This is a genomic window from Flavobacterium panacagri (assembly GCF_030378165.1).
GTDB lineage: Bacteria > Bacteroidota > Bacteroidia > Flavobacteriales > Flavobacteriaceae > Flavobacterium > Flavobacterium panacagri.
Window position 1 is genome coordinate 4,033,597 of record NZ_CP119766.1, and the last position, 25,883, is coordinate 4,059,479.

The 25,883-nt window shown below is 31.3% G+C and carries 24 protein-coding genes; 21 read left to right on the forward strand and 3 right to left on the reverse strand.

Features of this window, described 5'->3' with window-relative positions:
• Nucleotides 1-43: 43 nt before the first annotated feature.
• The 7 genes from P2W65_RS17735 to P2W65_RS17765 all read left to right on the forward strand — a co-directional run bounded on the left by P2W65_RS17735 (nt 44) and on the right by P2W65_RS17765 (nt 7,122).
• The gene (locus P2W65_RS17735) at nt 44-2,071 is read left to right on the forward strand and encodes a hypothetical protein (RefSeq protein ID WP_289659683.1); all 2,028 of its coding nucleotides are present in this window, start codon (nt 44-46) and stop codon (nt 2,069-2,071) included.
• Between the two features lie 57 nt (nt 2,072-2,128).
• Nucleotides 2,129-2,530, forward strand: a complete 402-nt coding sequence (locus P2W65_RS17740; protein ID WP_289659685.1) for a hypothetical protein — start codon at nt 2,129-2,131, stop codon at nt 2,528-2,530.
• A gap of 103 nt (nt 2,531-2,633) precedes the next feature.
• Entirely contained in the window at nt 2,634-3,419 is a 786-nt protein-coding gene (locus P2W65_RS17745; protein ID WP_289659687.1) for a hypothetical protein, read from the forward strand.
• 116 nt (nt 3,420-3,535) lie between these two features.
• On the forward strand, nt 3,536-4,369 hold the full coding sequence (locus tag P2W65_RS17750) for a DUF4846 domain-containing protein (protein WP_289659689.1): 834 nt from the start codon (nt 3,536-3,538) through the stop codon (nt 4,367-4,369).
• Entirely contained in the window at nt 4,370-5,116 is a 747-nt protein-coding gene (locus tag P2W65_RS17755) for a M15 family metallopeptidase (RefSeq protein WP_289659691.1), read from the forward strand. It begins immediately after the preceding gene.
• A gap of 69 nt (nt 5,117-5,185) precedes the next feature.
• Nucleotides 5,186-6,082: a LysR family transcriptional regulator gene (locus tag P2W65_RS17760; protein WP_289659693.1), complete on the forward strand. Its 897-nt coding sequence runs from the start codon at nt 5,186-5,188 to the stop codon at nt 6,080-6,082.
• A 74-nt stretch (nt 6,083-6,156) separates the two neighbouring features.
• Nucleotides 6,157-7,122, forward strand: a complete 966-nt coding sequence (locus P2W65_RS17765) for a YeiH family protein (RefSeq protein WP_289659695.1) — start codon at nt 6,157-6,159, stop codon at nt 7,120-7,122.
• 1 nt (nt 7,123) lies between these two features.
• Here P2W65_RS17765 and P2W65_RS17770 read toward each other — a convergent pair whose 3' ends face one another.
• A complete protein-coding gene (locus tag P2W65_RS17770; RefSeq protein ID WP_289659697.1) occupies nt 7,124-8,074 on the reverse strand; it encodes a hypothetical protein in 951 nt (316 codons plus the stop codon).
• A gap of 176 nt (nt 8,075-8,250) precedes the next feature.
• On the opposite strand from P2W65_RS17770, the gene P2W65_RS17775 reads away from it, so the two are divergent.
• Nucleotides 8,251-9,249, forward strand: coding sequence for a zinc dependent phospholipase C family protein (locus P2W65_RS17775; RefSeq protein WP_289659699.1), 999 nt, complete (start codon nt 8,251-8,253; stop codon nt 9,247-9,249).
• Between the two features lie 76 nt (nt 9,250-9,325).
• Here P2W65_RS17775 and P2W65_RS17780 read toward each other — a convergent pair whose 3' ends face one another.
• A complete protein-coding gene (locus tag P2W65_RS17780; RefSeq protein WP_289659701.1) occupies nt 9,326-11,467 on the reverse strand; it encodes an LTA synthase family protein in 2,142 nt (713 codons plus the stop codon).
• A gap of 200 nt (nt 11,468-11,667) precedes the next feature.
• On the opposite strand from P2W65_RS17780, the gene P2W65_RS17785 reads away from it, so the two are divergent.
• The 11 genes from P2W65_RS17785 (at nt 11,668) to hisIE (ending at nt 22,178) form a co-directional block, all read left to right on the forward strand.
• Nucleotides 11,668-12,330: a response regulator transcription factor gene (locus tag P2W65_RS17785; protein ID WP_289659703.1), complete on the forward strand. Its 663-nt coding sequence runs from the start codon at nt 11,668-11,670 to the stop codon at nt 12,328-12,330.
• Nucleotides 12,331-12,332: 2 nt separating this feature from the next.
• The gene (locus tag P2W65_RS17790; RefSeq protein ID WP_289659705.1) at nt 12,333-13,733 is read left to right on the forward strand and encodes a sensor histidine kinase; all 1,401 of its coding nucleotides are present in this window, start codon (nt 12,333-12,335) and stop codon (nt 13,731-13,733) included.
• A 309-nt stretch (nt 13,734-14,042) separates the two neighbouring features.
• Complete coding sequence (hisG, locus tag P2W65_RS17795; RefSeq protein ID WP_289659707.1) at nt 14,043-14,900, forward strand: ATP phosphoribosyltransferase; 858 nt, start codon at nt 14,043-14,045, stop codon at nt 14,898-14,900.
• Between the two features lie 144 nt (nt 14,901-15,044).
• Nucleotides 15,045-16,343: a histidinol dehydrogenase gene (gene hisD / locus P2W65_RS17800; protein WP_289659709.1), complete on the forward strand. Its 1,299-nt coding sequence runs from the start codon at nt 15,045-15,047 to the stop codon at nt 16,341-16,343.
• An 82-nt stretch (nt 16,344-16,425) separates the two neighbouring features.
• Nucleotides 16,426-17,475, forward strand: coding sequence for a histidinol-phosphate transaminase (hisC, locus tag P2W65_RS17805; RefSeq protein ID WP_289659711.1), 1,050 nt, complete (start codon nt 16,426-16,428; stop codon nt 17,473-17,475).
• Between the two features lie 109 nt (nt 17,476-17,584).
• The gene (gene hisB, locus P2W65_RS17810; protein WP_179004547.1) at nt 17,585-18,721 is read left to right on the forward strand and encodes a bifunctional histidinol-phosphatase/imidazoleglycerol-phosphate dehydratase HisB; all 1,137 of its coding nucleotides are present in this window, start codon (nt 17,585-17,587) and stop codon (nt 18,719-18,721) included.
• A gap of 58 nt (nt 18,722-18,779) precedes the next feature.
• Entirely contained in the window at nt 18,780-19,178 is a 399-nt protein-coding gene (locus P2W65_RS17815) for an SMI1/KNR4 family protein (protein WP_289659713.1), read from the forward strand.
• 83 nt (nt 19,179-19,261) lie between these two features.
• Nucleotides 19,262-19,843 carry an imidazole glycerol phosphate synthase subunit HisH gene (gene hisH, locus P2W65_RS17820; RefSeq protein WP_289659715.1) on the forward strand — a complete coding sequence of 194 codons (582 nt, stop codon included), beginning with the start codon at nt 19,262-19,264 and terminating at the stop codon, nt 19,841-19,843.
• Between the two features lie 90 nt (nt 19,844-19,933).
• Complete coding sequence (hisA, locus tag P2W65_RS17825; protein WP_289659717.1) at nt 19,934-20,659, forward strand: 1-(5-phosphoribosyl)-5-[(5-phosphoribosylamino)methylideneamino]imidazole-4-carboxamide isomerase; 726 nt, start codon at nt 19,934-19,936, stop codon at nt 20,657-20,659.
• A gap of 69 nt (nt 20,660-20,728) precedes the next feature.
• Complete coding sequence (hisF, locus tag P2W65_RS17830; RefSeq protein ID WP_289659718.1) at nt 20,729-21,484, forward strand: imidazole glycerol phosphate synthase subunit HisF; 756 nt, start codon at nt 20,729-20,731, stop codon at nt 21,482-21,484.
• Nucleotides 21,485-21,581: 97 nt separating this feature from the next.
• Entirely contained in the window at nt 21,582-22,178 is a 597-nt protein-coding gene (gene hisIE / locus P2W65_RS17835) for a bifunctional phosphoribosyl-AMP cyclohydrolase/phosphoribosyl-ATP diphosphatase HisIE (protein WP_289659720.1), read from the forward strand.
• Nucleotides 22,179-22,317: 139 nt separating this feature from the next.
• Here hisIE and P2W65_RS17840 read toward each other — a convergent pair whose 3' ends face one another.
• Nucleotides 22,318-22,980 (reverse strand): carbohydrate-binding family 9-like protein, encoded by a 663-nt coding sequence (locus P2W65_RS17840; RefSeq protein ID WP_289659722.1) that lies wholly within the window; start codon nt 22,978-22,980, stop codon nt 22,318-22,320.
• 205 nt (nt 22,981-23,185) lie between these two features.
• Between P2W65_RS17840 and P2W65_RS17845 the strand changes: the two genes are divergently transcribed.
• Nucleotides 23,186-24,841, forward strand: a complete 1,656-nt coding sequence (locus P2W65_RS17845) for a M1 family metallopeptidase (RefSeq protein ID WP_289659724.1) — start codon at nt 23,186-23,188, stop codon at nt 24,839-24,841.
• Nucleotides 24,842-24,869: 28 nt separating this feature from the next.
• Nucleotides 24,870-25,727, forward strand: coding sequence for a penicillin-binding transpeptidase domain-containing protein (locus P2W65_RS17850; RefSeq protein ID WP_289659726.1), 858 nt, complete (start codon nt 24,870-24,872; stop codon nt 25,725-25,727).
• The last annotated feature ends 156 nt before the right edge of the window (nt 25,728-25,883 follow it).

Consider the following 25,883-nt stretch of genomic DNA (forward strand, 5'->3'; position numbering starts at 1 on the left):
GAATCTGATCACTAAAAAACTGATTACTGAATACTAAACAAATATGACGACAAACACGATTCTTTTATTATTGCTTTCTTTAGTAATTGCTGGTGGTTTATCGTATTTTCAATATTTTTTCAAAGCCAAAAGTAAATCCAATGTGATTATACTTTTGGCTTTTTTACGTTTTCTAGCTATTTTCGGATTATTGGTTTTGCTAATTAATCCAATAATTTCTAAGAATTCGCTCGAAATTACTAAAACACCTTTAGCAATTGTTGTTGATAATTCAAGTTCTATTACCGCTTTGAAATCGGATAAAAAAGCAATTGAATTATATCAAAAATTGGTTTCGAATCCAGCTTTAAAGGAAAAATTCGAAATTCAATCCTATCAATTTGACAACGATTTTAAAACTTCAGATAAATTTGATTTTAAAGGAAATCAAACCAATTTAGATGAAGTAGCTAAAAATTTAAAAAGCATCAACAAAAACCTGATTTTTCCAACTGTTATAATTACAGACGGAAATCAGACTACAGGAAACGACTACGTCTATAGATTCGATCCTGTCAATAAAGTTTATCCCTTGGTTGTGGGAGATACAACCACTTTTTTCGATTTAAAAATCAATCAGCTTAACGTAAACAAATACGCTTTTCATAAAAATAAATTTCCAGTAGAAGTTTTTCTTCAGTATGCAGGTACAAAAGCTGTAAATGCTGATTTTATAATTACGCAGGGAAATTCTATTGTTGCTAAAGAAAAGGTCTCTTTTTCACCTTCAAAAAAAACAGCTTCTCTCAATTTGCTTTTGCCAGCTGATAAAGTTGGATTACAAATTTATAAAGCAAGTATTCAATCTGTTGCAAAAGAAAAAAACAGCTATAACAATATTAAAAATTTTGCAGTTGAAATAATTGATCAAAAGTCGACTATTGCTATTGTTTCGGCTATAAATCATCCAGATATTGCCGCTTTAAAACGTTCTATTGAAGTTAATGCACAACGTAAAGTAATATTGGTTAAGCCAAATCAAATTAATGATTTACAAGATGTTTCTGTTTTGGTTTTGTATCAGCCAACAACTGCTTTTAAAGCAATTTTTGATTCTAATAAATTAGCTGGAAGAAATACTTTTATTATAACTGGAAATAATACCGATTTTAATTTTCTGAATCAGCAGCAAAATAATCTGATTTTTAAAATGAGCAATCAACGAGAAGATTTTCTTAGCGAATTTCATTCTGATTTTAATCTTTTTGCAATTGATAATATAGGTTTTGAAAATTTGCCGCCTTTGCAGAATCCTTTCGGAAATATAACTACAGACGGAAATGTATCTGTTTTGCTTTCATCAAAAATTAGAAATGTTGCTACAAATGCCCCATTATTGGCTTTCGCCGAAAATCAAGGTAAAAGAACTGCTTTTCTCTTAGGAGAAAACAGCTGGAAATGGCGTTTACAAAGTCATGTAGACAATCAGTCTTTTGAAAAGTATGATGTTTTTATTGATAAAATTATTCAATATTTAGCTTCAGCAAGTTCAAAAAAATCTTTAGTAGTTACGCATGAAAGTTTTTATAATTCTGGTGAAGAAATCATTATCAATGCTCAATATTTTAATAAAAACTATGAGTTTGATGAGAAAGCCAGACTTACAATTAGTGTTGTAAATGCCGAAACAAAGCAAACTAAAAATTACGATTTACTAAAAGGAAGCAATTCGTTTTCAGCCAATTTAGAAGGACTTCCAGCGGGAAAATATAATTTTACTGTAAAAGAATTAAATTCAAATACTTCATACGCAAGTCATTTTGAAATTTTAGATTTTGATATTGAAAAACAATTTGTAAATCCGGATGTTTTAAAATTACAACAATTGGCTTTGCAAACAAATGGAAAAGCTTTCTTTGAAGATCAAGCTGATAATTTGACCAACACACTTTTAGAAAACAAAGAATACAAATCGATTGAAAAGAATATTTCAACTAAAACTCCAATTATTGATTGGGTTTGGCTGTTGATTTTGATAGCTGTTTTATTGACTACAGAATGGTTTGTTAGAAAGTATAATGGGTTGTTGTAGTTAGTTTCAAAGTTACAAAGAGACAAAGGTTTTCAAGTTAAGTTAAGTCATCGTGTCATGAATGATATTCAAAATATTTTAGATAGTACATTTCCTTTTGTAGAGAGTTTATTAAAAGAATATGGTGAATTTTATCCATTAGCTTCTGCGATAAATAGTGATGGTAAAGTAGAGCAGATTTTATTGGAAGAAGATGAAGAAATCGATTTTCCCGAATCAGTTTCTGTTTTAGGTGAATTAAAGAAAGAACTACGCTGGAGAAAAAATGATTTTAAAGCTGTTGCAATTTTTTATGATGTTAATTTGAAAGAGAATAACACTTCCGCAATAGCTGTTTCTGTTGAACATGAAAGAGAAAAAGAAGCTTTTATATTTTATTATCCATACCAATTAATTGATGGTAATTTGGTTTATGGAGAATCATGGAAAGTAGTAGCAGAAATGCAGATTTTTTGGTAACTAGTTTAAAAAAATTACTGAATGATTGTTGGAAAATTAAGATAGCATACTCTATAATTTCTGTATACCTTATTTTAATTTCTAAAACCTAAGATTATTGAATATGTACAATCCTTTTAAAAAGAATAAGAAAGAAGACGTTGTTTTAAATAAGTTTAAAAAGCAACTAGAAAGTAAAGGTTTATTTATTGATTCTATTGATGAAGAAGGATTGATTCATATAAATGCAGAGGAATCCGATTTAAAAGTTAGTCTAGAAAATGTCAAACGAAATTATGAGAGGGACTCTGATGATAGCCATATTACTGATTTAGTTGATGTAATCATTTCACATTTATCAAAGAAAGAAGATTGGAAAAATATCAACGATAAAGTAATTATTCAATTTTTTCCGAATGATTTTGAGTTTGATAATATAGTGCATGAAAAAGTTACTAATGAATTCAGTAAGGTTTTTGCATTAAATCTCAATAATGGTTTTTCATTCATAACTACAGATGATTTGTCAGACTGGAAAATAAATTTTGAAGAATTAAAAAAGCAAGCTGACGTCAATTTAGAAATCCTTCTGGATAAAGCAAAGATTGAATTTGAAGATATTGACAATCATAAATTGGGTATGATTAATATTGAAGAAATAGCGCTTAAAAGTTCATGTCTTTTTTCTCTGAAAATTAAAAATCTAGTTCAAAATACTATTGGTTTTCCCTTTTATGCGGTAATTCCAGTAAGAGACTTTTGTTATATTTTTGCTGAAGAAGATTTTGAATTTTTCTCTCAACGTTTAGGTCCTGTTGTTCTTGATGAATATAATAATTCTGGATATCCTATTACAACTGAGATATTAAGATTTTCGAATACTGGGATTGAAGCAATAGGTAAATACTAGATAATCAAGGGATTTAGAATTTGTTAGAAAATACAACGGATTGTTGTAATGAAATATAATCGAATTCCATCTGGATTTTTGTAATCTTTTGATTGTCAATTAAAAAAATATAAATTATGAGAGTTAAATTCTTGTTTAGTGTAGCAATTTTGACGGTAATTTTTTGTTTTTTTTCATTTTCAAAGGCAAATAATACGACCAATAATAATCTTTTGGGAAATACAATTCAACAACGTTTTGAACCACCTCAGGGATTTGTGAGAGAAGAGGAATCTAAAACTTCGTTTGGATCTTTTTTACGAAATCTTCCATTAAAGAACTCAGGTTCAAATGTTTTATATTTTGACGGAACTGTAAAAACAAATCGAAACGTTTACGAGGCAGTTGTGGACTTACCCATTGGGAAACAGGATTTGCATCAATGTGCTGATGCCGTGATGCGTTTACGAGCGGATTATTTTTATAACCAAAAACAGTACGATAAAATACATTTTAATTTTACAAATGGTTTTCGAGCTGATTTTAGTAAATGGGCAGCAGGTTACAGAATTGCAGTTAAAGGCAACAAAACAAGTTGGGTTAAAACTGCAAAAGCATCTGAAAGTTATGAAACTTATTGGAAATACTTAGAGACGGTTTTTATGTATGCAGGAACGGCTTCGTTAGAAAAAGAACTAAAACCAATTAATGTTTCAGACATAAAAATAGGGGATGTTTTTATAAAAGGAGGCTTTCCAGGCCATGCTGTTATTGTAGTTGATATGGCTGTGAATCCAAAAAATAATCAAAAAATTATGCTTTTAGCACAAAGTTATATGCCAGCACAGGAAATTCAAATATTGAAAAATCCCAATAACAGTTCTTTGAGTCCTTGGTACGCTGTCGATTTTGGAACTTCCCTAAAAACCCCCGAATGGACTTTTAATTCCTCACAATTAAAACGTTTTTAAATGAAACGATTCTTTTTCTTAGTCCTTATATTTCAAAATGCTTTTTCTCAAGAAGTTCCATTGAATGTTCAAAAATTAATTAAAGCATATCCAGATCAAATTGTTGGTTATAAGGGTAATAAGATTATTTTTAGTGATAAAACAACTTTAATTTATGATGATTTTAAAAATAAAACGAATCAAGAATTATTAGATAATCCTGATATTGAAGATCAATTTAAGTTTGTTTATAATAGAGCAGATAAGAATGTAATTCCAAAGGAAGATCCAGGAAGAATTCGAAATGAAGCTTTTTTTAAGAAAATTTACGGTAATTCAAAATCAGAAGTTGAATCAAAAATGACTGAAATTATTTGGTGTCCAAAATTAATCAATCAGAAAATAAAAGTAACAACTGTAAATGGAATTGATAAAATAGTAAAAAAACTCTCGGCAGAATTAGATAATAAACCAGAATATAAAAAATACATTACTGATATTGGGGGGACATTTAATTGGAGAAAAATTTCAGGAACAAACCGATTGAGTATGCATAGTTATGGAATGACAATAGATATTAATGTCAAAAACTCTAATTATTGGCAATGGGATTGTAAATGTAAAAATGAAGAAGCTGCTCTTTCGTATAGAAATCAAATTCCTCTCAAGCTAGTTTCAATTTTTGAAAAATATGGTTTTGTTTGGGGAGGAAATTGGAAACATTATGACACCATGCATTTTGAGTATCGACCTGAGCTTTTGTTATAAATTTTTAAATTGTTTTATTGTAAAAAGTATTACGGAGTAAGGTAGATTAAGAATTAAAAATTTATGATTATGGATTTTAGGCTAAAAGTATTTTACACCGTTGCGCTCCGCCTTAATTTTACTAAAGCGGCGACAGAATTGTATATTACACAGCCGGCAGTTTCCAAACATATTCAGGAACTCGAAGAAACTTATAAAACCAAACTTTTTGAACGTAACGGTTCTAAAATTGCTTTAACTCCTGCTGGGAAGATTCTATTAAAATATACTAAGAGTATTTTTGATATTTACCGCGAAATAGATTTTGAAATGAGTTCTTTCAACAAAGAACGCCAAGGTTTATTAAGGTTAGGAGCAAGCACAACTATTTCGCAATATATTATTTCTCCAGTTCTAGCCAGTTTTCATCAGAAGCAAAAAGACATAAAAGTCAATTTGCTGAATGGAAACACTGAACAAATTGAAAATGCCCTAATCAATAAAGAAATCGAAATTGGAATTGTAGAGGGGCAGTCAAAAAATCAATCCATAAAATACATTCCGTTTTTAAAAGACGAGTTAGTTTTGGTTTGCAACAGCAACAATTCTTTTGTAAAACAAAATGAAATTTCATTAAACGATTTAAAATCAATGAAATTCATAACTCGAGAGCGCGGTTCTGGAACACTTGAAGTTATAGAATTTGCATTAAAAAAAGTAGGTTTGAAATTCTCCGATTTACAAATTGAAATGCAGTTAGGAAGTACGGAAAGTATTAAATCTTATTTACTAAATTCAGATTGTTTTGCCTTTATGTCTATTCATGCTGTAAGTAAAGAATTGAGAAATAAAGAATTAATTGTTTTAGATGTGGAGAAATTATCGATTGAAAGATTCTTTTATATCATTACTTTAGTCGGGAAATCAGATTCATTATCAGAATTGTTTATTCAAAATTTAGCTTCTCATTATAACTTGAAGTTATAGTCGATTGTAATTTACGATTGGTATTTTTCGTTTAATCAACGGAACTTTGCAGGGTAATTATCAATTATCCTATTTTGAAAACAAAACAACAAACATCGACGCATTTACTTGAAATTAACCATTCATTACAGCAGGTACTTTTTACTATAGTAATTCTTTTGTGTTTGTTTTCGATTATTTCGCCTCCAATAGCTTTATTGTTAGGAGTTTTGCTAGTAAACATTTTCGGAAATCCATTTGTAGAATTCAATCATAAAGCAATAACATTTCTATTACAATTTTCAGTTGTTGGTTTAGGATTTGGAATGAATGCTTATAGTGCTGTTTCGGCAGGAAAAGAAGGTTTTGCACTTACTATTCTTTCAATTTTTAGTACTTTAATTTTTGGTTTTCTTCTTGGGAAATGGCTGCAGACAGAAAAAAAGACTTCCCATTTAATTTCTTGTGGTACTGCTATTTGTGGCGGAAGTGCCATTGCAGCTATTGCACCTGTAATTAAATCAAACGAAAATCAGACTTCAATTGCTTTGGGAGTCATTTTCATATTGAATTCTATAGCTTTGTTTGTATTTCCGTTTATCGGACATCAATTAGATCTCTCTCAAAAAGATTTTGGTTTATGGTGCGCTATTGCTATTCATGATACCAGTTCTGTTGTCGGAGCTGCAAATAAATACGGAGCAGAAGCTTTACAAGTGGCTACAACAGTGAAATTGGCAAGGGCTTTATGGATTATTCCAATATCTCTACTGACAGCTTTTGTCTTTAAAAACAAGAATTCTAAAATTAAAACCCCGTATTTTATAGGCTTATTTATTGTTGCAATGCTTTTAAATACTTATGTTCCTTCAATTAATGTTTTTGCTTCACATATTGTCGGAATTGCTAAAATTGGTTTAACAATTACATTATTTCTAATTGGTGCAACCTTAAATTTCGCAACTTTAAAAGCGGTAGGAGTAAAGCCTTTGTTACAGGGTGTCTTTTTATGGATATTTATTGCTGTTTTGGCTTTAGGATCGATTCTTTATTTGAGTTAAACTATTTTAAATTTGTGAATTTCACAACAGGTTTTCCTATCATCTGATAGGACTTACCTTTAAAAGAATAACGTCTTTCTATTTCAAAATCAAATTTAGTTTTGGTTTTAGCCATTGCAGCAATTTCTTGCGGAATTGAAGCTTCAAATTCATCTTCTGCTTTTGCATCTTTATTAAAAGTGCCATTAGTGGTGACAATAATATCTCTAAAATGTTTTTTTGCGCCATCATCTAAAACTTTATAAGAACCTGACCAATTTATACTGGCGACATTAGTTAAGTGATAAGCAGGAACTTCCATAATAATCTGATATTTACCGTCAAAACCAGCTACAAGATAGAGATAACCCTCATAAGGACCACCTGCGCCACCATTGATATGCGATAACGTAAAAGCAAACTGATCTTCTCCAATTTCTACAATTTTAGGTGTAGGACATTGTGCAAATGCACCAAACGCGGCAACAGCGGGCTGAAAAGACCTCATTTCCCAGATTTTTCCATTTTTAGCAAATTTAGCGATCCCCAGCAATCCACCAGAAAAGCGTCCCGTTTGTAAACCATCTTCGTCGTGAACAGAATGGTTAAAAGCAATAATTTTAAACTTATTATCTTTAGAATCTGAATAATCAATATTAGCAAGAAGCCTTGTTGCTACACCATCAGTATAAGGAAACATTTGATCGCCTTCTACACCATTAACATCTAAAAAAGGAGCGGGTTTGCATGTTTTACAAATCCAGCTTACAAAAGTATTTTTATTTGCAAGATGATATAATTTGCCTGGAAATAATTTCTGCATGATCCTTTCTTCATTAAAAGGATCAGAAAACCTAAGTGTTCTTTTTGTATTTAGAATAGTATCACTGATATTTTTAGGTTTTATATCATTTTCCTGAGCAAAACAAATAGCTGATAAAAAGAAGATTACATTTAGAAAAGTAAAACGCATGTTTGCAAGATTTAGTCCATTAACAAACTTACGAAAGAAAAATCTTTTTTGAGATGAATTTATGTTACTTAAATGGTTCTAAAATTTCAAAAAAAATAATTTTAATAATCTTGAATGGTTATTGTTTGAATTATCCATAAATAAGGTAAATTTGCCCCTCTAATACAAAAACAAAAATGAAAAACTTCAAATCTAATCCAAAACTAATTGCTATTTGTGCTTTAATTGTTGGATTTTTTACTTTATCCTGGGGAATTGTTGGTCATGAAAGAATTAATAAAGCTGCTGTAATGGCACTGCCATATCCACTTCAGGAATTCTTTTATAATCATATCGATTTTATTACGCAAGAAGCTTCAGTACCTGATATTCGTAAATATGCTTTAAGTTATAAAGAGGAAGGTCCAAGACATTATTTTGATATGGAAAACTTTGGTTCTGCTGATACTTATCCACAAAATTTAGAAGAGGCTAAGAAAAAATATGATGCTAAGTTCTTAAGTGATAACGGTATTTTGCCTTGGTATATTGAAGATATGATGGCAAAGTTAACTAAAGCTTTTAAAGATAAAAATAGAGCAGAAATCTTGTTTCTTGCTGCAGATTTAGGTCATTATATTGGTGATGCGCACATGCCGTTACATACTTCTGCTAATCATGATGGACAATTGACGGATCAAAAAGGAATCCATTCTCTTTGGGAGAGTAGACTTCCTGAGTTATTTGCTAAAAATTATAAATTAAATGTTCCTTATGCTCATTATTATGAAGATGTTCATAAAGCAATTTGGGATATGATTAATGATACGCATAGTTTAGCACAGCCTTTATTAGATATCGATAAAAAATTAAGAACTGCTACTCCAGAAAATCAAGTTTTTAAAATGGATGCCGACGGGAAAGTCATGAAAAGTAAATATAATACTGCTCTTTTTTCTGATGAATACGCTAAAAAACTTCACGAGCAACTAAACGGAATGGTTGAAAGCCAAATGAAAAAAGCAATCACTGCAACGGCAAGTTTTTGGTATACGGCATGGGTAAATGCAGGAAAACCAGATTTGAGTGGTTTAGATTCGCCTGAAGTAACAAAAAGAAATGCTAAAGCTTTAAAAGAAGATTGGGAACTTTTTCAAAAAGGTGATTTATTCGGAATGAAAAATCAGAATGATTAATTTTTGTTTCAAGTTTAAAGTTTCAGGTTTACTGGAACTAAAAAAGCCTCAAGTGATTGAACTTGAGGCTTTTTTATTAGCGATTTTTTGCGTATAACTTGGCATTCTTTGCGGTTAAACTTAAATCTTTAAACTGGTATTCCTTTTTCTTTAGTACATAAGAAGCAGATTGATAAAAAGCAATCGTTTCATCGACTAAATTTTTGTTTTCTGATTTTAAAGGAATTTGATCGTAATAGATTTGAAATTCCGGCAAAACTCCATCTTTTTTATTAAGCTTTAATTGAAATTGTTTAATCTGCTGTTTTGGAGATAAGATAGTCAAAACATTGTCTTTAATTAATCCTAAATCCTGATAAGTCGCAATAAGAGCTCTTGGCTGATAATCGGGTTTAAAAACGTCTTGGCCAAAAAATTTACTATCATAATCAAAATTCAGCAATCCGAATAAAGTTGGCATAATATCAATCTGCGACATTAATTGGTTATATTTTTCAGGTTTAATATCTGAAGAATAGATTAGAGCAGGAATTCGATATTTATCCAACGGAAGTTCTGTTTTTCCAGCGCTTGAAGCGCAGTGATCTGCCACAATTACAAAAACAGTATTTTTAAACCAAGGCTGTTTTTGGGCTTTAGCGAAAAACTGTTTAAGAGCGTAATCAGTATATTTTACACCACCGTCACGAGATTTGATGTTTCCTGGTATATCAATTTTATTGTTCGGATAAGTAAAAGGTCTGTGATTGCTAACTGTCATAATATGATTGAAGAAAGGCTTATTTTGCTTTGCTTCAGAATTCATGATTTTTATTGCTTTATTATACATGTCTTCATCACAAACACCCCACACATTTGAGAAAGTAATTTCTTTAGGCTCAAAACTCGATTTATCAATAATCTGATATCCGTTTCCAGAATAAAAATCCTGCATATTGTCAAAGAAAGCATCTCCACCGTACATAAATTTTACATTATATCCCTTTTTACGGAAAACAGATCCTGTCGAAAATTTATTTTTGTTATCTTCTCTTTTGACAACACTTTCTCCAGCAGTAGGAGGCAAGCACAAAGTAACAGCTTCAAGACCGCGTACAGTTCTGTTTCCTGCCGCATATACATTGGTAAACAAAAGACTTTTTTGAGCTAAACTATCTAAAAAAGGTGTTATGTTTTGTTGGTTTCCGTACATCTTCATGAAATCAGCACTTAGACTTTCGACTGTTATTAAAACAACATTTTTACGTTTTTCCAAAGAATCATTATTTACTTTTTGCAATGTGTTTTGTCCTGAAATTGCTGGAATTTGCTGTTTTAAAAGGGCAAAAGCTTTTTGATCTGGAATAGTTTTATAGAACTTGAAATAATCTAATTTGTTGTTCTGAAAGGCGAGATAGAACTTGTAGATTCCGTTAGACTGCAATTCGTTAACAAAAATATTTTTAGAGTTTTCTGTTTTGGCTAGACTAGGAATTGCAAATAAAGAGAAAACAAATAAGGTGCAGTAAACAGCCGAAATTTTTAGTTTTTCGGAAATGTTTGGAATTTGATCGATATAGTTTCGTGAATACTTAATAATGAAATAAGTAATCGTTCCAGTAATAATAAACAATACAGAAAATATTGGCAAAACAGGATAAGACTGCATAATGTTTCCTATAACTTCATTTGTGTATATTAAGTAATTAACTGCAATGAAATTGTATTTTACACCAAATTCATTCCAAAAGAAAAACTCGCTAATTGCATTTTGTAAAATCAATAAAACATACAAAAAGATCACAAAAGCAAAAAGCCAGAACCTAATTTTAGTTCTCTGTTTTGGTAAAAAAAGAAATAATGAAAACAAAAACGTTTTAATCGAAACAAAAATTAATACGATTTTAGGTAAAGCGCCACCATATTCATCAAAAATACTTTTTCCAGACGCGATATAAATTAAAAGTGTAATAAAGCCTCCAAGAATAATATACCCGTATGGCTTATTGTACTTAGAATTGGAAATAAGAATAAGATAAAGCCACAGGAATGACGAAGCTAAAACAAATACAAAAAAATCTGAAATCAAACCTAAACTAAAGATTTTCAAGCTTTCAGAAAATGTAAATGAACTTTGAGTAATAGGATGAAAAAGAAGTACTATTCTCAATACGAAACTCACAATAAAGTACAATAGGGCCAGATTGTAAAAAGGCGAAAGTTTTTTGTAAAAAGTCATTATCAATATTTTTTTACAAAATTAGTTTCGATTCATTAACGTGAGATTAAGTTCGACTTTAACCTTACTTAGCATTAACTTAAAGTTTGCTTAAGATATTGGTTTTCTTTATATCTTTAAGTTAACAGTTTAGCTGTGATTTTTAAATAATATATCTTTGGTACAGAAAAATTAATGCGAATCTTAATAAAATACGATACATGCATATTTTAATAGTTGAAGACGAACTAGGAATTGTTCAGTTTCTTAAACAGGGTTTACAGGAAGAAGGTTATCAGGTAACCACAGCAAATGATGGTTCTAAAGGCTTTGAGGTGGTTCAGGAACAAAAATTTGATTTGATTCTGTTGGATTGGATGCTTCCAAAAATTAATGGACTAGATCTTTGTAAAGCCATTAGGGTCAAAGATCAAACCACTCCAATTATTTTTCTAACCGCTAAAGATACCGTTCAGGAGACAATTGAAGGCTTAAAAGCCGGAGCAAATGATTATATCAAAAAACCGTTTAGTTTTGAGGAACTGGTAGAACGTATAAAAGTTCATTTCAGAAACAAAAAACAAACCGAAATCTTAACGCTTGGAACAATTACGATTGATTTATCAAAGCATATTGTTTTAAAAGGAGAAGAAGAAATTTCACTTACTCAGAGAGAATTCGAATTGTTGACCTATTTGATTCAGCATAAAGGAAAAGTCTGTACTAGAAACCAGATTTTAAGGGATGTTTGGGAGATAAACTTCGAATATGATACTGGTGTAATTGATGTTTTTATGAATGCTATTCGTAAAAAACTGAACCTTAAAATCGAGGAAGATTATATTAAAACCATCCGTGGCATTGGATATATTGCCAATGATTAAAAATGACTTCATTATCTTTTAAAAACAGAATTGCCTTAAATTATATTTTAACCACGGGACTTTTGGTTTTGGTGGTTTTTTCGGCTATTTATTTTATTGTAAAACTGACGGTTTACAATCATATTGATGAGAATTTAAATATTGAAATTCAGGATCATTTGAAGGAAATCAGGATGGAAAACAAAAAAGTAATCTTTATGGATGTTGAAGAATGGGAGGAGCGGGAACATAATTCTGTTGATGTAAATCCTGTTTTTGTCCAGTTTTTGGATTTGAATAAAAAGATCATTGAAAAGTCGCCTAATTTAAAGAATGAAAAACTGATTTTTCATGAAAACAAAGAACATTTTCAGCTTTTTGATACCAAATTATTAGGAAGTAAAATTCGTCAGATTCAAGTTCCGCTTCATTTAAAGGAAAAGAAAATTGGGTATTTGATCATTGCAATGTCATTATCAGATTCTTCAAAAGTTTTAGAGAATTTACTGGATACATTAATGATTGCGTTTCCAATTATTTTATTGTTGCTGTTTTTTCTGGCTCGTTTCTTTGCTGGACGAAGTATAAAGCCGATAAATGAGATCATAAATACCTCAAAAATTATTACAAAAGATAATTTAAAAACAAGGATTCCACTTCCAAAAACAAGGGATGAATTGTTTACACTTTCTAAAACAATCAATAATTTATTAAACCGAATTGAAGATGCAATAGAACGTGAAAAACAATTCACTTCAGACGCTTCTCATGAGTTGCGAACACCTTTAACTGTAATTAAAGGAACACTTGAAGTACTGATACGTAAACCTAGAGATAGTAAGGAATATGAAGAAAAAATAAATTATTGTATTAATGAAGTGGATCATCTAAATTCTTTGGTCGATCAACTATTAATGATGGCTCGTTTTGAAAATCAAAAACAGAATATTCGTCAGGAGAATGTTTATTTGAATGCGATCGTTTTAGATGTGTTGACTTTAAACTCAGAGAAGATAAAAACTAAAAAACTAAATGTCATTTTAGATGCTACAGAAGAATTTAATATTTATTCTGACAATTATTTGATTGTTACTATTCTTCGAAATATTATTTCAAATGCAATAAAATATTCAAAAGACCATACTGAAGTTAAGATTTCATTATCTAGAGAGAACAATAAAATTAATTGTGTTGTTTTAGATCAAGGAATTGGGATTGCAAAAGAGGATTTAGAATCTATTTTGAATCCGTTTTTCAGGTCAGATTCCTTAAATCATTCCGAAATAAAAGGAACAGGACTTGGATTGTTTATTGTAAAACGAATGACAGACCTGCTTCAGGTTAAATTTAAAATAGAAAGCGAGATAGGCACAGGAACCAAAGTTTTACTGATTTTTAATGAGTTTGATAATTCGTTAAAGTAATTTAAAAATTAGTAAGCATAAAGCAGTCTGAAATGTTTTTTAACAATAAACTATCGTTAAGTTAAAATAAAAATTGCTTTTTAATGAATTTATCTATTATATTTGCAACCGAATCAAAGAAGTAAAAAACAAAACAAATCATGATTTCAATTCAATTACATCAGCATCATCTACATTATTGCTCTCAAGCGATGTGTTAATGATATGCGTGTAAATCATCATATTTTAAAACCCGTTTGAGTACATCAAACGGGTTTTTTAATTCTAACTCTTTGTACTCAAACTCTAAACCAACAAACAACTAAAAAAATGAGTACTTTAAAAATTGCAATTCAAAAATCTGGACGTTTAAACGAAGACAGCATTCAAATCTTAAAAGACTGCGGCATCTCAATCAACAACGGAATTGACCAGTTAAAAGCTGAAGCTTCCAATTTTCCTCTTGAAGTTTTATATTTAAGAAATTCAGATATTCCGCAATATTTGATTGACGGAGTAGTAGATTTAGCTATTGTTGGCGACAATCTTTTAGTAGAAAAAGGAAAAGGAATTGAAGTAATTCAAAAACTGGGTTTTTCTAAATGTAAGGTTTCAGTAGCAGTTCCTAAAACATTCGAATACAATTCTGTACAAGATTTAGCAGGTTTAAGAATTGCAACATCTTATCCGAATACAGTTAACGAATATTTTAGTAAATTCGGTTTAACTGTAGATATTCACCAAATTTCAGGTTCTGTGGAAATTGCACCAAATATTGGTCTTGCAGACGCGATTGTAGATATTGTTTCAAGTGGCAGTACTTTGTTTAAAAACAATTTAAAAGAAGTTGAAGTTATCTTAAAAAGTGAAGCGGTTTTAGCTGTTTCTCCAAAAGTTTCTCCGGAAATCCAAAAACACATTGATACTTTGAAATTCAGAATTCAGGCGGTTTTAAGAGCAAGAAATTCTAAATATATTTTGATGAACGTTCCTAATGATAAAATCGATGCAGTTGGAAAAATTCTTCCGGTTTTAAGAAGTTTAACGGTTCTTCCTTTGGCACAAGAAGGTTGGAGCAGTGTTCACTCTGTAATCGATAAAGATACCTTTTGGGATGTAATAGATCAATTGAAAGAAGTAGGAGCAGAAGGAATTTTAGTTTGTCCAATTGAGAAAATGGTACTATAAAAAAAGGAAAATATACAATTTCAAAAAGCTAAATTTCAATACTTAATTTTAGAGAACAGCTTTACGAACTTTTTTTAGACAAAGAAAATAAAAAACCTTGTGCACTTTGCGGTAAAAAAGTTGCGAGGGTAAAAACACAAAAGCATGAACAAGATAAATAATCCAAAACCAGAAACCTGGTCAGATATATTAAAAAGACCAACTCAAACCATTGACGATATTGAGATTACGGTAAAAGAAATCTTCAGGGAAGTTCAGAAAAAAGGAGATGAAGCTGTTGCAAAATATACTTCGATTTTTGACGGAATCTCATTAGAGAATTACGAAGTAACTTCAGAAGAAATTTCAGAAGCAGTTAATTTGATTCCAAGTGAATTAAAAGAAGCGATTGAATTAGCAAAAAATAACATTTATAAATTTCACAAAGCTCAGAAAACCGATAGAGTTGAAGTTGAAACTATCGAAGGCGTAAATTGCTGGCAGGAAAAAAGACCAATTCAAAAAATTGGTTTATACATTCCAGGCGGAACTGCACCTTTGTTTTCAACAGTTTTAATGTTGGCTGTTCCGGCTGAAATTGCAGGTTGTAAAGAAATCGTATTGTGTTCTCCTCCTGATAAAAAAGGAAAAATAAATCCAGCTATTTTATACGCAGCAAATTTATGCGGTGTTACTAAAATCCTAAAAGTAGGCGGAATTCAGGCAATTGCAGGAATGACATTTGGAACACAGTCAATTCCTAAAGTATATAAAATATTTGGGCCAGGAAATCAGTTTGTAACGGTAGCAAAACAATTAGCGACTCAGTTTGGTGTTGCAATAGATATGCCGGCTGGACCATCAGAATTATTAATTGTTGCTGATGATACTGCAGTTCCTGCTTTTGTAGCTTCGGATTTATTATCTCAGGCAGAACACGGAACAGATAGTCAGGTAATTTTGGTTTCAACTTCAAAAAAACTGATTGACGAAGTAGAAAAAGAAGTTCAATCACAATTAGAAGTATTGCCTAGGAAAGCTATTGCAGAAAAAGCGATTGAAAACTCGAAATTGATTTATGTTGAAAATGATCAGACAGCTTTAGATTTAATCAACGAATACGGGCCAGAACACTTTATTATCTGCTCTGAATACGATGATTTCTACTGTAACGGAATCGTAAATGCAGGTTCTGTATTTATTGGAAATTACACGCCGGAAAGTGCTGGAGATTACGCTTCAGGAACCAATCATACATTGCCTACAAATGGTTATGCCAAAAACTACAGCGGTGTAAACCTGGATAGCTTTATGAAATCAATGACATTTCAGAAAATATCTGAAAAAGGAATTCAGAATATTGGAAAAGCAATAGAATTGATGGCTGAAGCCGAAGGATTACAGGCACATAAAAACGCGGTAACTTTACGTCTGCAGTCCTGTGAGGTTTCCAAAACCTCGTAGGTCTAAATAGATTTACGATTTAGAAGCTTAATAAATAATACCTACAAGGTTTTGAAAACCTTGCAGGAATAAAGAAATTAGAATGAATACTTTCGATATAAATACAATTACACGTGAAAACGTAAAATCGTTAAAACCCTATTCTTCTGCAAGAGATGAGTTTGAAGATTTTGATACAGCCGAAATGATTTTTTTGGATGCCAATGAAAATCCGTATCAAAATGGCGTAAATAGATATCCCGACCCACAACAAAATTCAGTTAAAGCGATTTTAGCAAAAAATAATTTGACAAAACAAAGTCAGATTTTATTAGGAAACGGAAGCGATGAAGTGCTTGATTTGCTTTTCAGGGCTTTCTGCGAACCTAATAAGGACAATATTATTTCACTGCCTCCAACTTACGGAATGTACGGCGTTTTGGCTAATATTAATGCAGTTGAAAACAGGGAAGTTTTACTTACAATAGATTTTCAGCCACAAGTTGAGAAGATTTTAGAAGCAGTTGATCACAATACAAAAATCATCTTTTTGTGCTCTCCAAATAATCCGACAGGAAATTCATTTTCAGATGAAAGTGTAGTGAAATTGCTTCAAAACTTTAAAGGTTTGGTGGTTATAGATGAAGCTTACATCGACTTTTCGGAAAAAGAAAGCTGGTTGGTAGAAATTGATGCTTATCCGAATTTAGTAATTACACAAACGCTATCAAAAGCGTATGGTCTGGCTGGAATTCGTTTAGGAATTTGTTATGCTTCTGAAGCTGTAATCTCAATTTTAAATAAGATCAAACCGCCTTACAACGTAAACGAATTAACACAGCAAAGAGCAATTGAACGTTTAAAAGATTCAGAAAAAATAAAACAAGAAATTGCTTCTATTATTGAACAAAGAGAAGAATTACTTAAAGTTTTGCTTGAAGTGAATTTTGTAGAAAAAGTGTATCCAACAGAAGCCAATTTTATCTTAGCAAAAGTAGATGATGCCAATAAAAGATACGATCAATTAATTGAAAAAGGAATTGTAATTCGTAACAGAACCACACAACCTTTATGCGAAAATTGTCTCCGTTTTACCATTGGAACAAAAGAAGAAAATGCGGTTGTAATTAGAGAATTGAAGTTGCTGAACTAGGTTTTATTTAACCGCAAAGTTCGCAAAGAATTACGCAAAGAACACAAAGTTATTTCGTCAATGAAATTTAGTATAATTCGTGAATTCGTGGCAGAAAAAAATATAAATTATGAAAAAAGTACTTTTTATCGATCGTGACGGAACGATTGTTTTAGAACCTGAAAATTATCAATTAGACAGCTTGGATAAACTAGAATTTTATCCAAAAGCTTTTCAATATTTGGCAAAAATTGCCAATGAACTAGATTACGAACTAGCAATGGTAACCAATCAGGACGGATTAGGAACCGATAGTTTTCCTGAAGACACATTCTGGCCAACGCAGAATTTTATTTTAAGAGCCTTTGAAAACGAAGGTGTTTTATTTGATGAAATTTTTGTTGATCGATCTTTTCCAGAAGAAAACGCGCCAACTCGCAAACCTAGAACCGGAATGCTGACTAAATATTTAAATAATCCAGAATATGATTTAGCTAATTCTTTTGTTTTAGGCGATCGTTTAACCGATGTAGAATTGGCTAAAAACCTTGGAGCAAAAGCCATTTTTATGAACGATACGGATGGAGCTGGTAGCAACGAAATTGCAGCAAAACGTGAAGAATTAGACGAAACAATTGTTTTACAGTCAATGGATTGGAAAACGATTTATGAGTTTTTAAAATTAGAAGCACGTTCAGCATCCATTACAAGAAAAACAAATGAAACTGATATTTACATCAATCTGAATCTTGACGGAACTGGAAAAAGCAAAATCGACACTGGAATTGCCTTTTTTGACCACATGTTGGATCAAATCTCGCGTCACGGACAAATGGACTTGGAAATCCTTGTAAAAGGCGATTTAGAAGTTGATGAGCACCACACAATAGAAGATACAGCAATTGCTTTAGGAGAGGTTTTCGCTAAAGCTTTAGGAAATAAACTAGGGATTGAGCGTTACGGATTCTGTCTTCCAATGGATGATTGTTTAGCGCAGGCTGCAATTGACTTCGGAGGAAGAAACTGGCTAATTTGGGAAACGGAATTCAAACGCGAAATGGTAGGTAAAATGCCAACAGAAATGTTTTATCATTTCTTTAAATCGTTTACAGATGGAGCAAAAGCCAATTTAAATATCAAAGCAGAAGGAATCAACGAACATCACAAAATCGAAGCCATTTTTAAAGCTTTTGCAAAAGCCATAAAAGTAGCCGTAAAAAGAGATACAGAAAAAATGATTTTGCCTTCGACGAAAGGGATGCTTTAATAAAATTTGTTTCAAGTTTAAAGTTTCAAGTTTCTGGTTGTCTAAAATGTATTTTTTTATGGATTTATTTAATTATACAATATCTATTTGGAATGAAGCAGGTATAAAATTACAATCTGCTGCTTCAGAGGAATTAATTTTAGAATTTGAAAAGAAAATAAATTTTAAATTTCCAAAAGACTTTAAATCTTTTTATTTGAAAGTAAACGGATTTGTAGATTTTGAATGGAATAAAAATATGATTTCATTGTGGTCTTTAGAAAGAATATATGAAGACTATAAATTAGAACAGAATCTTGATTACATTGCTTTTTGCGATTATTTAATAAATTCTCATTCTATGGGTTATATGAAGAGCAAAAATGGAATTTTCATGAATACCACAAACGAAAAAGTATGTGAAACATTTGAAGAATTTATAGGTTTGTTAAATACGAATTCAGATAAATTATATTAAACAACATCAAATTTTGTTTTCAGATTAAAGTTTCAGGTTTTGTTGAATAACCTGAAATCTGAAACAAAACAAACAAAAATTAAATGAAAATAGTAATTATAAATTACGGAGCAGGAAATATTCAGAGCATTATGTTTGCCATTGAAAGATTGGGGTTTAAAGCTGTTCTGAGTAATGATCCTGAAGAAATAAAATCAGCTGAGAAAGTGATTTTTCCTGGTGTGGGCGAGGCGAGTTCAGCGATGACTAAACTTCGTGAAAGTGGTTTAGACAGTTTAATTCCAGAATTGAAACAACCCGTTTTAGGAATCTGTCTCGGAATGCAGTTAATGTGTAATAAAACCGAAGAAGGAAATACAGAAGGTTTGGGAATTTTTGATGTTGATGTTTTAAAATTCTCCAACAAAGTAAAAGCTCCGCAAATGGGCTGGAATCAGATTTATGATTTGAAATCGGATTTGTTCAAAGATATTTCAGAAAATGAATTTATGTATTTGGTTCATAGTTTTTATGCGCCAAATTGCGAAGAATCTATTGCTACAACAAATTACGATGTTGAATATGCATCTGCATTACAAAAAGATAATTTTTACGGAACTCAATTTCATCCAGAGAAAAGTGGTGATGTTGGGGAGAAAATATTAGGCAATTTCCTTAAAATCTAATTTAAAGATCAAAAATCAATTTCAATCAAAATATCCTCCCGATAGCTATCGGGACTAAAATCTGAACTCTAAAATCTAAAATATCAAAAAATGAGAATAATACCAGCCATAGATATAATTGACGGAAAATGTGTTCGTTTGTCCAAAGGCGATTATGATACCAAAATAATTTACAATGAAAACCCGCTTGAAGTGGCGAAATCATTTGAAGCTCACGGAATTGAATATCTTCATTTAGTAGATTTAGATGGTGCTAAATCAAGTAAAATTGTCAACTATAGAATCTTAGAGCAAATTGCCACACAAACCAGTTTAAAAATTGATTTTGGAGGTGGCTTAAAATCGGATGATGATTTGAGAATTGCTTTTGAAAGCGGTGCAAACCAAATTACAGGTGGAAGTATTGCAGTAAAAAACAGAGCAATTTTCGAAAAATGGATTTCAGAATACGGCTCAGATAAAATAATTTTAGGCGCTGATGCTAAAGACGAAAAAATTGCGGTTTCTGGCTGGTTAGAAGAATCAAACGAAGATTTAGTGCCATTTATTCAAGACTATCAGTCAAAAGGAATTCAGTACGTTATATGTACTGATATTGCTAAAGACGGAATGCTTCAAGGCCCAAGTTTTGATTTATACAGTAAAATTTTAGCAGAAGCTAAGGGAGTAAAATTAATCGCTTCAGGAGGAATTTCAACTTTTGAAGAATTGCCGAAATTAGCTGAATTAGGTTGTGAAGGAACGATAATCGGAAAAGCGATTTACGAAGGAAGAATCAGCTTGAAACAATTAGAGAACTATATAATTGGTTTATAGTTTATTGTTTTTGGTTTATATTTACGATACGAACCAAAAACAATAAACAACCAACAATAAACATTAAACATGTTAGCAAAAAGAATTATACCTTGCTTAGATATAAAAAACGGAAGAACTGTAAAAGGCGTTAATTTCGTTGATTTGCGTGATGCTGGAGATCCGGTAGAATTGGCTGAAATTTACTCGGGTGAAGGTGCGGACGAATTGGTTTTTCTGGATATTTCAGCAACTGAAGAACGACGCAAAACACTGGTAAATATGGTGCGAAGCGTTGCAGAGAAAATCAATATTCCGTTTACGGTTGGAGGTGGAATTTCATCTGTTGAAGACGTCGATATTCTGCTGAATAATGGAGCTGATAAAGTTTCGATTAATTCATCGGCAGTAAAAAATCCGCAGTTGATAAACGATTTAGCACAGAAATTTGGAAGTCAGTGTGTTGTTGTAGCAATTGATGCTAAACAAATTGACGGACAATGGATAGTACATTTAGTTGGAGGAAAAGTGCCTACGGAATTAAATTTATTCGATTGGGCTGTTGAAGTAGCAGAACGTGGTGCGGGAGAAATCCTGTTTACATCAATGGATAACGACGGAACTAAAAATGGTTTTGCAAATGAAGCTTTGGCTAAACTTTCAGAATTAGTTAATATTCCAATAATTGCTTCTGGAGGAGCAGGAAACATACAACATTTTGTAGATTCTTTTAAAGAAGGAAAAGCAGATGCCGCTTTAGCAGCAAGTGTTTTTCATTTTAAAGAAATTGAAATTAAAGTTTTGAAACAGGAACTTAAGAATAATGGAATTGAAGTAAGGTTATAAAAAAACAAATTTTCAATCTCAAATTCCAAATTCCAAAAAATCTAAAAATAACATGATTTTGGAAATCTAAAATCTAAAATCTAAAATCTAATATTAAATGGAAATTGATATCAAAAGCGCACACGGATTAATTCCAGCGATAATTCAGGATTCAGAAACAAAAAATGTTTTGATGCTGGGTTATATGAACGAAGAATCGCTTCAAAAAACAATAGAAACGCAGAAAGTAACTTTCTTCAGCCGTTCCAAACAAAGACTTTGGACGAAAGGCGAGGAGAGTGGCAATTTTTTGAATTTGGTTAGCATCAAAAATGACTGCGATGGCGATACGCTTTTGATTCAGGCAAAACCTGTAGGCCCAACATGTCACACAGGTGCCGATACTTGCTGGCAGGAACCAAATGATGTAAATTATGGTTTTATTTCTCATTTAGAAAACACAATCAAAATTAGAAGAGAAAATGCTGATTCGGAGAAAAGTTATGTCGCTTCTCTATTTGAAAAAGGAATTAATAAAATCGCGCAGAAAGTTGGTGAAGAAGCAGTCGAAGTCGTAATTGAAGCAAAAGATAATAATGATGATTTATTCCTTAGCGAAAGCGCCGATTTGCTATTTCATTATTTAATTTTATTGCAAGCAAAAGGATATCAATTGAATGATGTTGTTGAAGTTTTGAAGAAGCGTCAAAAGTAATATTTAGAACAAGTCTTGTCATTTCGACCGAAGGGAGAAATCGCACTAGAAACTCCGCAAAGTATATCTCCAATCTTTGTCGATTAACTGATGTGATTTCTCCCTTCGGTCGAAATTACAAGCTAGACGATTAAACTAACTATTCCAAAAACTCAAAAACAGCAAATTCTTCCGGCTGATGAAAACCAAATTTTAAGCTCTTATAAGGTTGTAATGCTTGGTATTCAATCATTTTTCCATAATCAATTCTAAAAACATTTGCTTTCCATTTTGTACCTGTTTTTGGTTTAGAAAAATTAGCATTTTTAATTTTTTCTAAACTTGCAAAAGGAATTTTAATTTCAACGGTATAACCTTCTGGATTTATATTGCTGACTGTTTCCATTCCTTTAATGTTAAAGCCTGTTTCTGTTTTCCATCCTCCGCATTCAGGCGAAATACATCTCAAAAGTAGATCATAATTGGTTGAAAAAGCATTTACACCTATTTCTACATAATTTTGTCCATCTCCATCCGGATCTAGAAAAATTTCCACTAAATCATCAGTGTAAAAGATTTGTGCGTCTTTGGTTTGTGGTTTTCCAATGATATCTGAATCGGTGCAATTGTATGCGATATACAGATTTTCATCATTCCATAAAAAAGAAACATAAGTATTTTGCAAAGCCTTTTCTCCAGAATTATGAATAACAAAAGGCCCTAAAAAAGGTTTATCCCAATCGGATAAATTTCCATCAATTCTTATTGGATTATTGGTTTTATATACAGGAATATTTTGTGAATAGGCGACTATGGAAAACATTATTATTAAAAAGAAAACTAGTGTCTTTAATCTCATACTTATGAAATCTAAAATTTTTAAAAGCACTAAAATAAAGAAGAATAATGAATTTAAACGTTGTTAGTTACTATTGAAAGTATAATTTTCTAAAAAACTTGATTCGAATGTTTACATTTGTTGAAGATTAAGCTGGTTTAATTGCCTTATTATTTCAAATTTATAAATAATGAAAAAATACTTTGGTGGCGTAGTTTTCGCCTTTTTGGTTGGTTTTAGTGCCAATGCTCAGGGACTTTTGAATAAGTCAGAAACGGTTTTTACACATCAGGACACTTTGCGCGGAAGCATTACAAAAGAAAGAGCTTGGTGGGATTTAAAATATTATCATTTGAATGTAAAAGTAAATCCTTCTGAAAAATCAATTTCCGGTTCTAATACAGTTCGTTATACTGTTTTAACAGAAAATAACAGAATGCAGATTGATTTGCAACAACCAATGAACATTACAAAAGTAACTCAGAACGGAAAAGAGCTAAAGTTTGAAAGAGACGGTAATGCTTTCTTCATTACTTTGAATGAAAAACAGAAAGTGGGCGACACTAAAGAAATTATAATTTCATATAGTGGAAAACCAAAAGAAGCGGTTAAGGCACCATGGGATGGGGGATTTTCTTGGAAAAAAGATAAAAATGGAAAAGATTTTATCGCAACATCTTGTCAGGGTTTAGGCGCAAGTGTTTGGTGGCCGTGCAAGGATCATATGTATGATGAAGTAGAAAACATGTTAATCAGTGTGAATGTTCCCGGAGATTTGACAGAAGTTTCAAATGGAAGATTGCAAAGTGTAAAAAAGGAAAAAGACGGAACTAAAACCTTCAATTGGTATGTTTCAAACCCAATTAATAATTATGGCGTAAATATCAACATTGGAGATTATGTGAATTTCTCTGAAGTATTTAAGGGAGAAAAAGGCAACTTGGATTGTAATTATTATGTATTGAGAGATAATTTAGCTTTAGCTAAAGAACATTTTAAAGATGCTCCAAAGATGCTGAAAGCTTTTGAAAGTTGGTTTGGGCCATATCCGTTTTATGAAGACAGTTATAAATTGGTGGAAGTACCTTATTTAGGTATGGAACACCAAAGTTCTGTTACTTACGGAAATCAGTATAAACAAGGTTACCTAGGAAAAGATTTAAGTGGAACCGGTTGGGGATTGAAATTTGATTTTATAATTATTCATGAGTCTGGTCACGAATGGTTTGCTAACAATATCACGTACAAAGATATTGCTGATATGTGGATTCATGAGAGTTTCACTAATTATTCTGAAAGCCTTTTTCTGGAATATTATTACGGAAAAGAAGCCGGAGCTGAATATGTTATAGGATGTAGACAAAATATCGAAAATGACAAGCCAATTATTGGTCATTATGATGTAAATAATGAAGGATCTGGAGATATGTATCCAAAAGGAGCCAATATGTTGCATACAATACGTCAGATAATTAATGATGATGCAAAATGGAAATCGATCTTAAGAGGTTTAAATAAAACTTTTTACCATCAAACCGTTACTTCAAAACAGATTCAGGATTATATCAATGAACAATCAGGAATTAACTTCAACAGAGTTTATGCACAATATTTGACAACAACCAAAATTCCTGTTTTTGAATATATGTTTAAAAACGGAACTTTAGGTTACCACTGGACAAACTGCGTTTCTAAGTTTGATATGCCTGTAAAAGTTAAAATTAACGGAGTTGAAACTGTACTGAAACCAACTACAGAATGGCAGTCTGTCAAAACAGATAATGAAGACAGAAAATTGGAAGTAGATAAAAACTTCTATGTAACAACTTCTAATATCATAGAATAGATTTTAATTTTTTAAAAAGTTCTGACGAATGATTCGCAAATTATTTGTAGTATTAATAAGCACAATTTTAATTTCTTGTATCTCAAATACAAAAAAGACAAATGATGTTTTACTAGAGAAGAAAGATTCAGTTGTTGTTCGTCAGGATTTTAAAAAATATTTTGACTCTTGTGGAGTTACAGGTTCAATTGTTATTTATGATAATGTAAAGCATAAATGGATTTTGTCTGATACCGTTGATACGAATGTTCAGACATTGCCAGCTTCTACTTTTAAAATTGCGAATCTTCTCATTGCGCTTGAAACAAAAACAATCAGCAGTGAAAATGATGTCGTAAAATGGGTAGGAACAACAGATACTGTGAAATACGGTTACAGGCCTGAAATTTACCATGATATGACAATAAAAGAAGCTTTTGAAGTTTCCGCTGGCTGGGTATTTATAGAATTGGCGAAGAAAATTGGGAGAAAAAATTACGAAAAGTACCTAAAGTTATGTCGATACGGAAATGTTAATCTTTCTCAAAAAGATAGCGACTTTTGGAACTTTGGTGATTTTGCCATTTCGCCTGTCAATCAGATTGAATTTGTAAAAAAGTTATATGAGGAAAAGTTACTTTTTTCAAAGAGAAATATGCAGATTGTAAAAAATGTAATGCTAAGTGAAACAGGTTCTGGTTATAAAGTTTATTCCAAAACCGGATGGACTCGCGAAAAGGGCTTTAATATTGGCTGGTGGGTAGGTTATATTGAAAAAGAAAATGGAACTTATTTCTTCGCTACCAGAATTTTGCAAAATCGAAACAGTAATCTATCTGATTTCGGAAGTTGTCGAAAGGATATTACCAAAAAAGTGTTTAAGGAATTGAAAATTAAGAGTTTTTAAGAAATTGTTTTTTAAGATATTAAACCCAACAGGTTTTAAAACTTGTCAGGTTTATTTTTTTTTACATAGTTTGTCATTTCGACTGAAAGGAGAAATCACACTCGAAACTCTACAAAGATTGGCGATTATCTTTGCGGAAATGTTAGTTTGATTTCT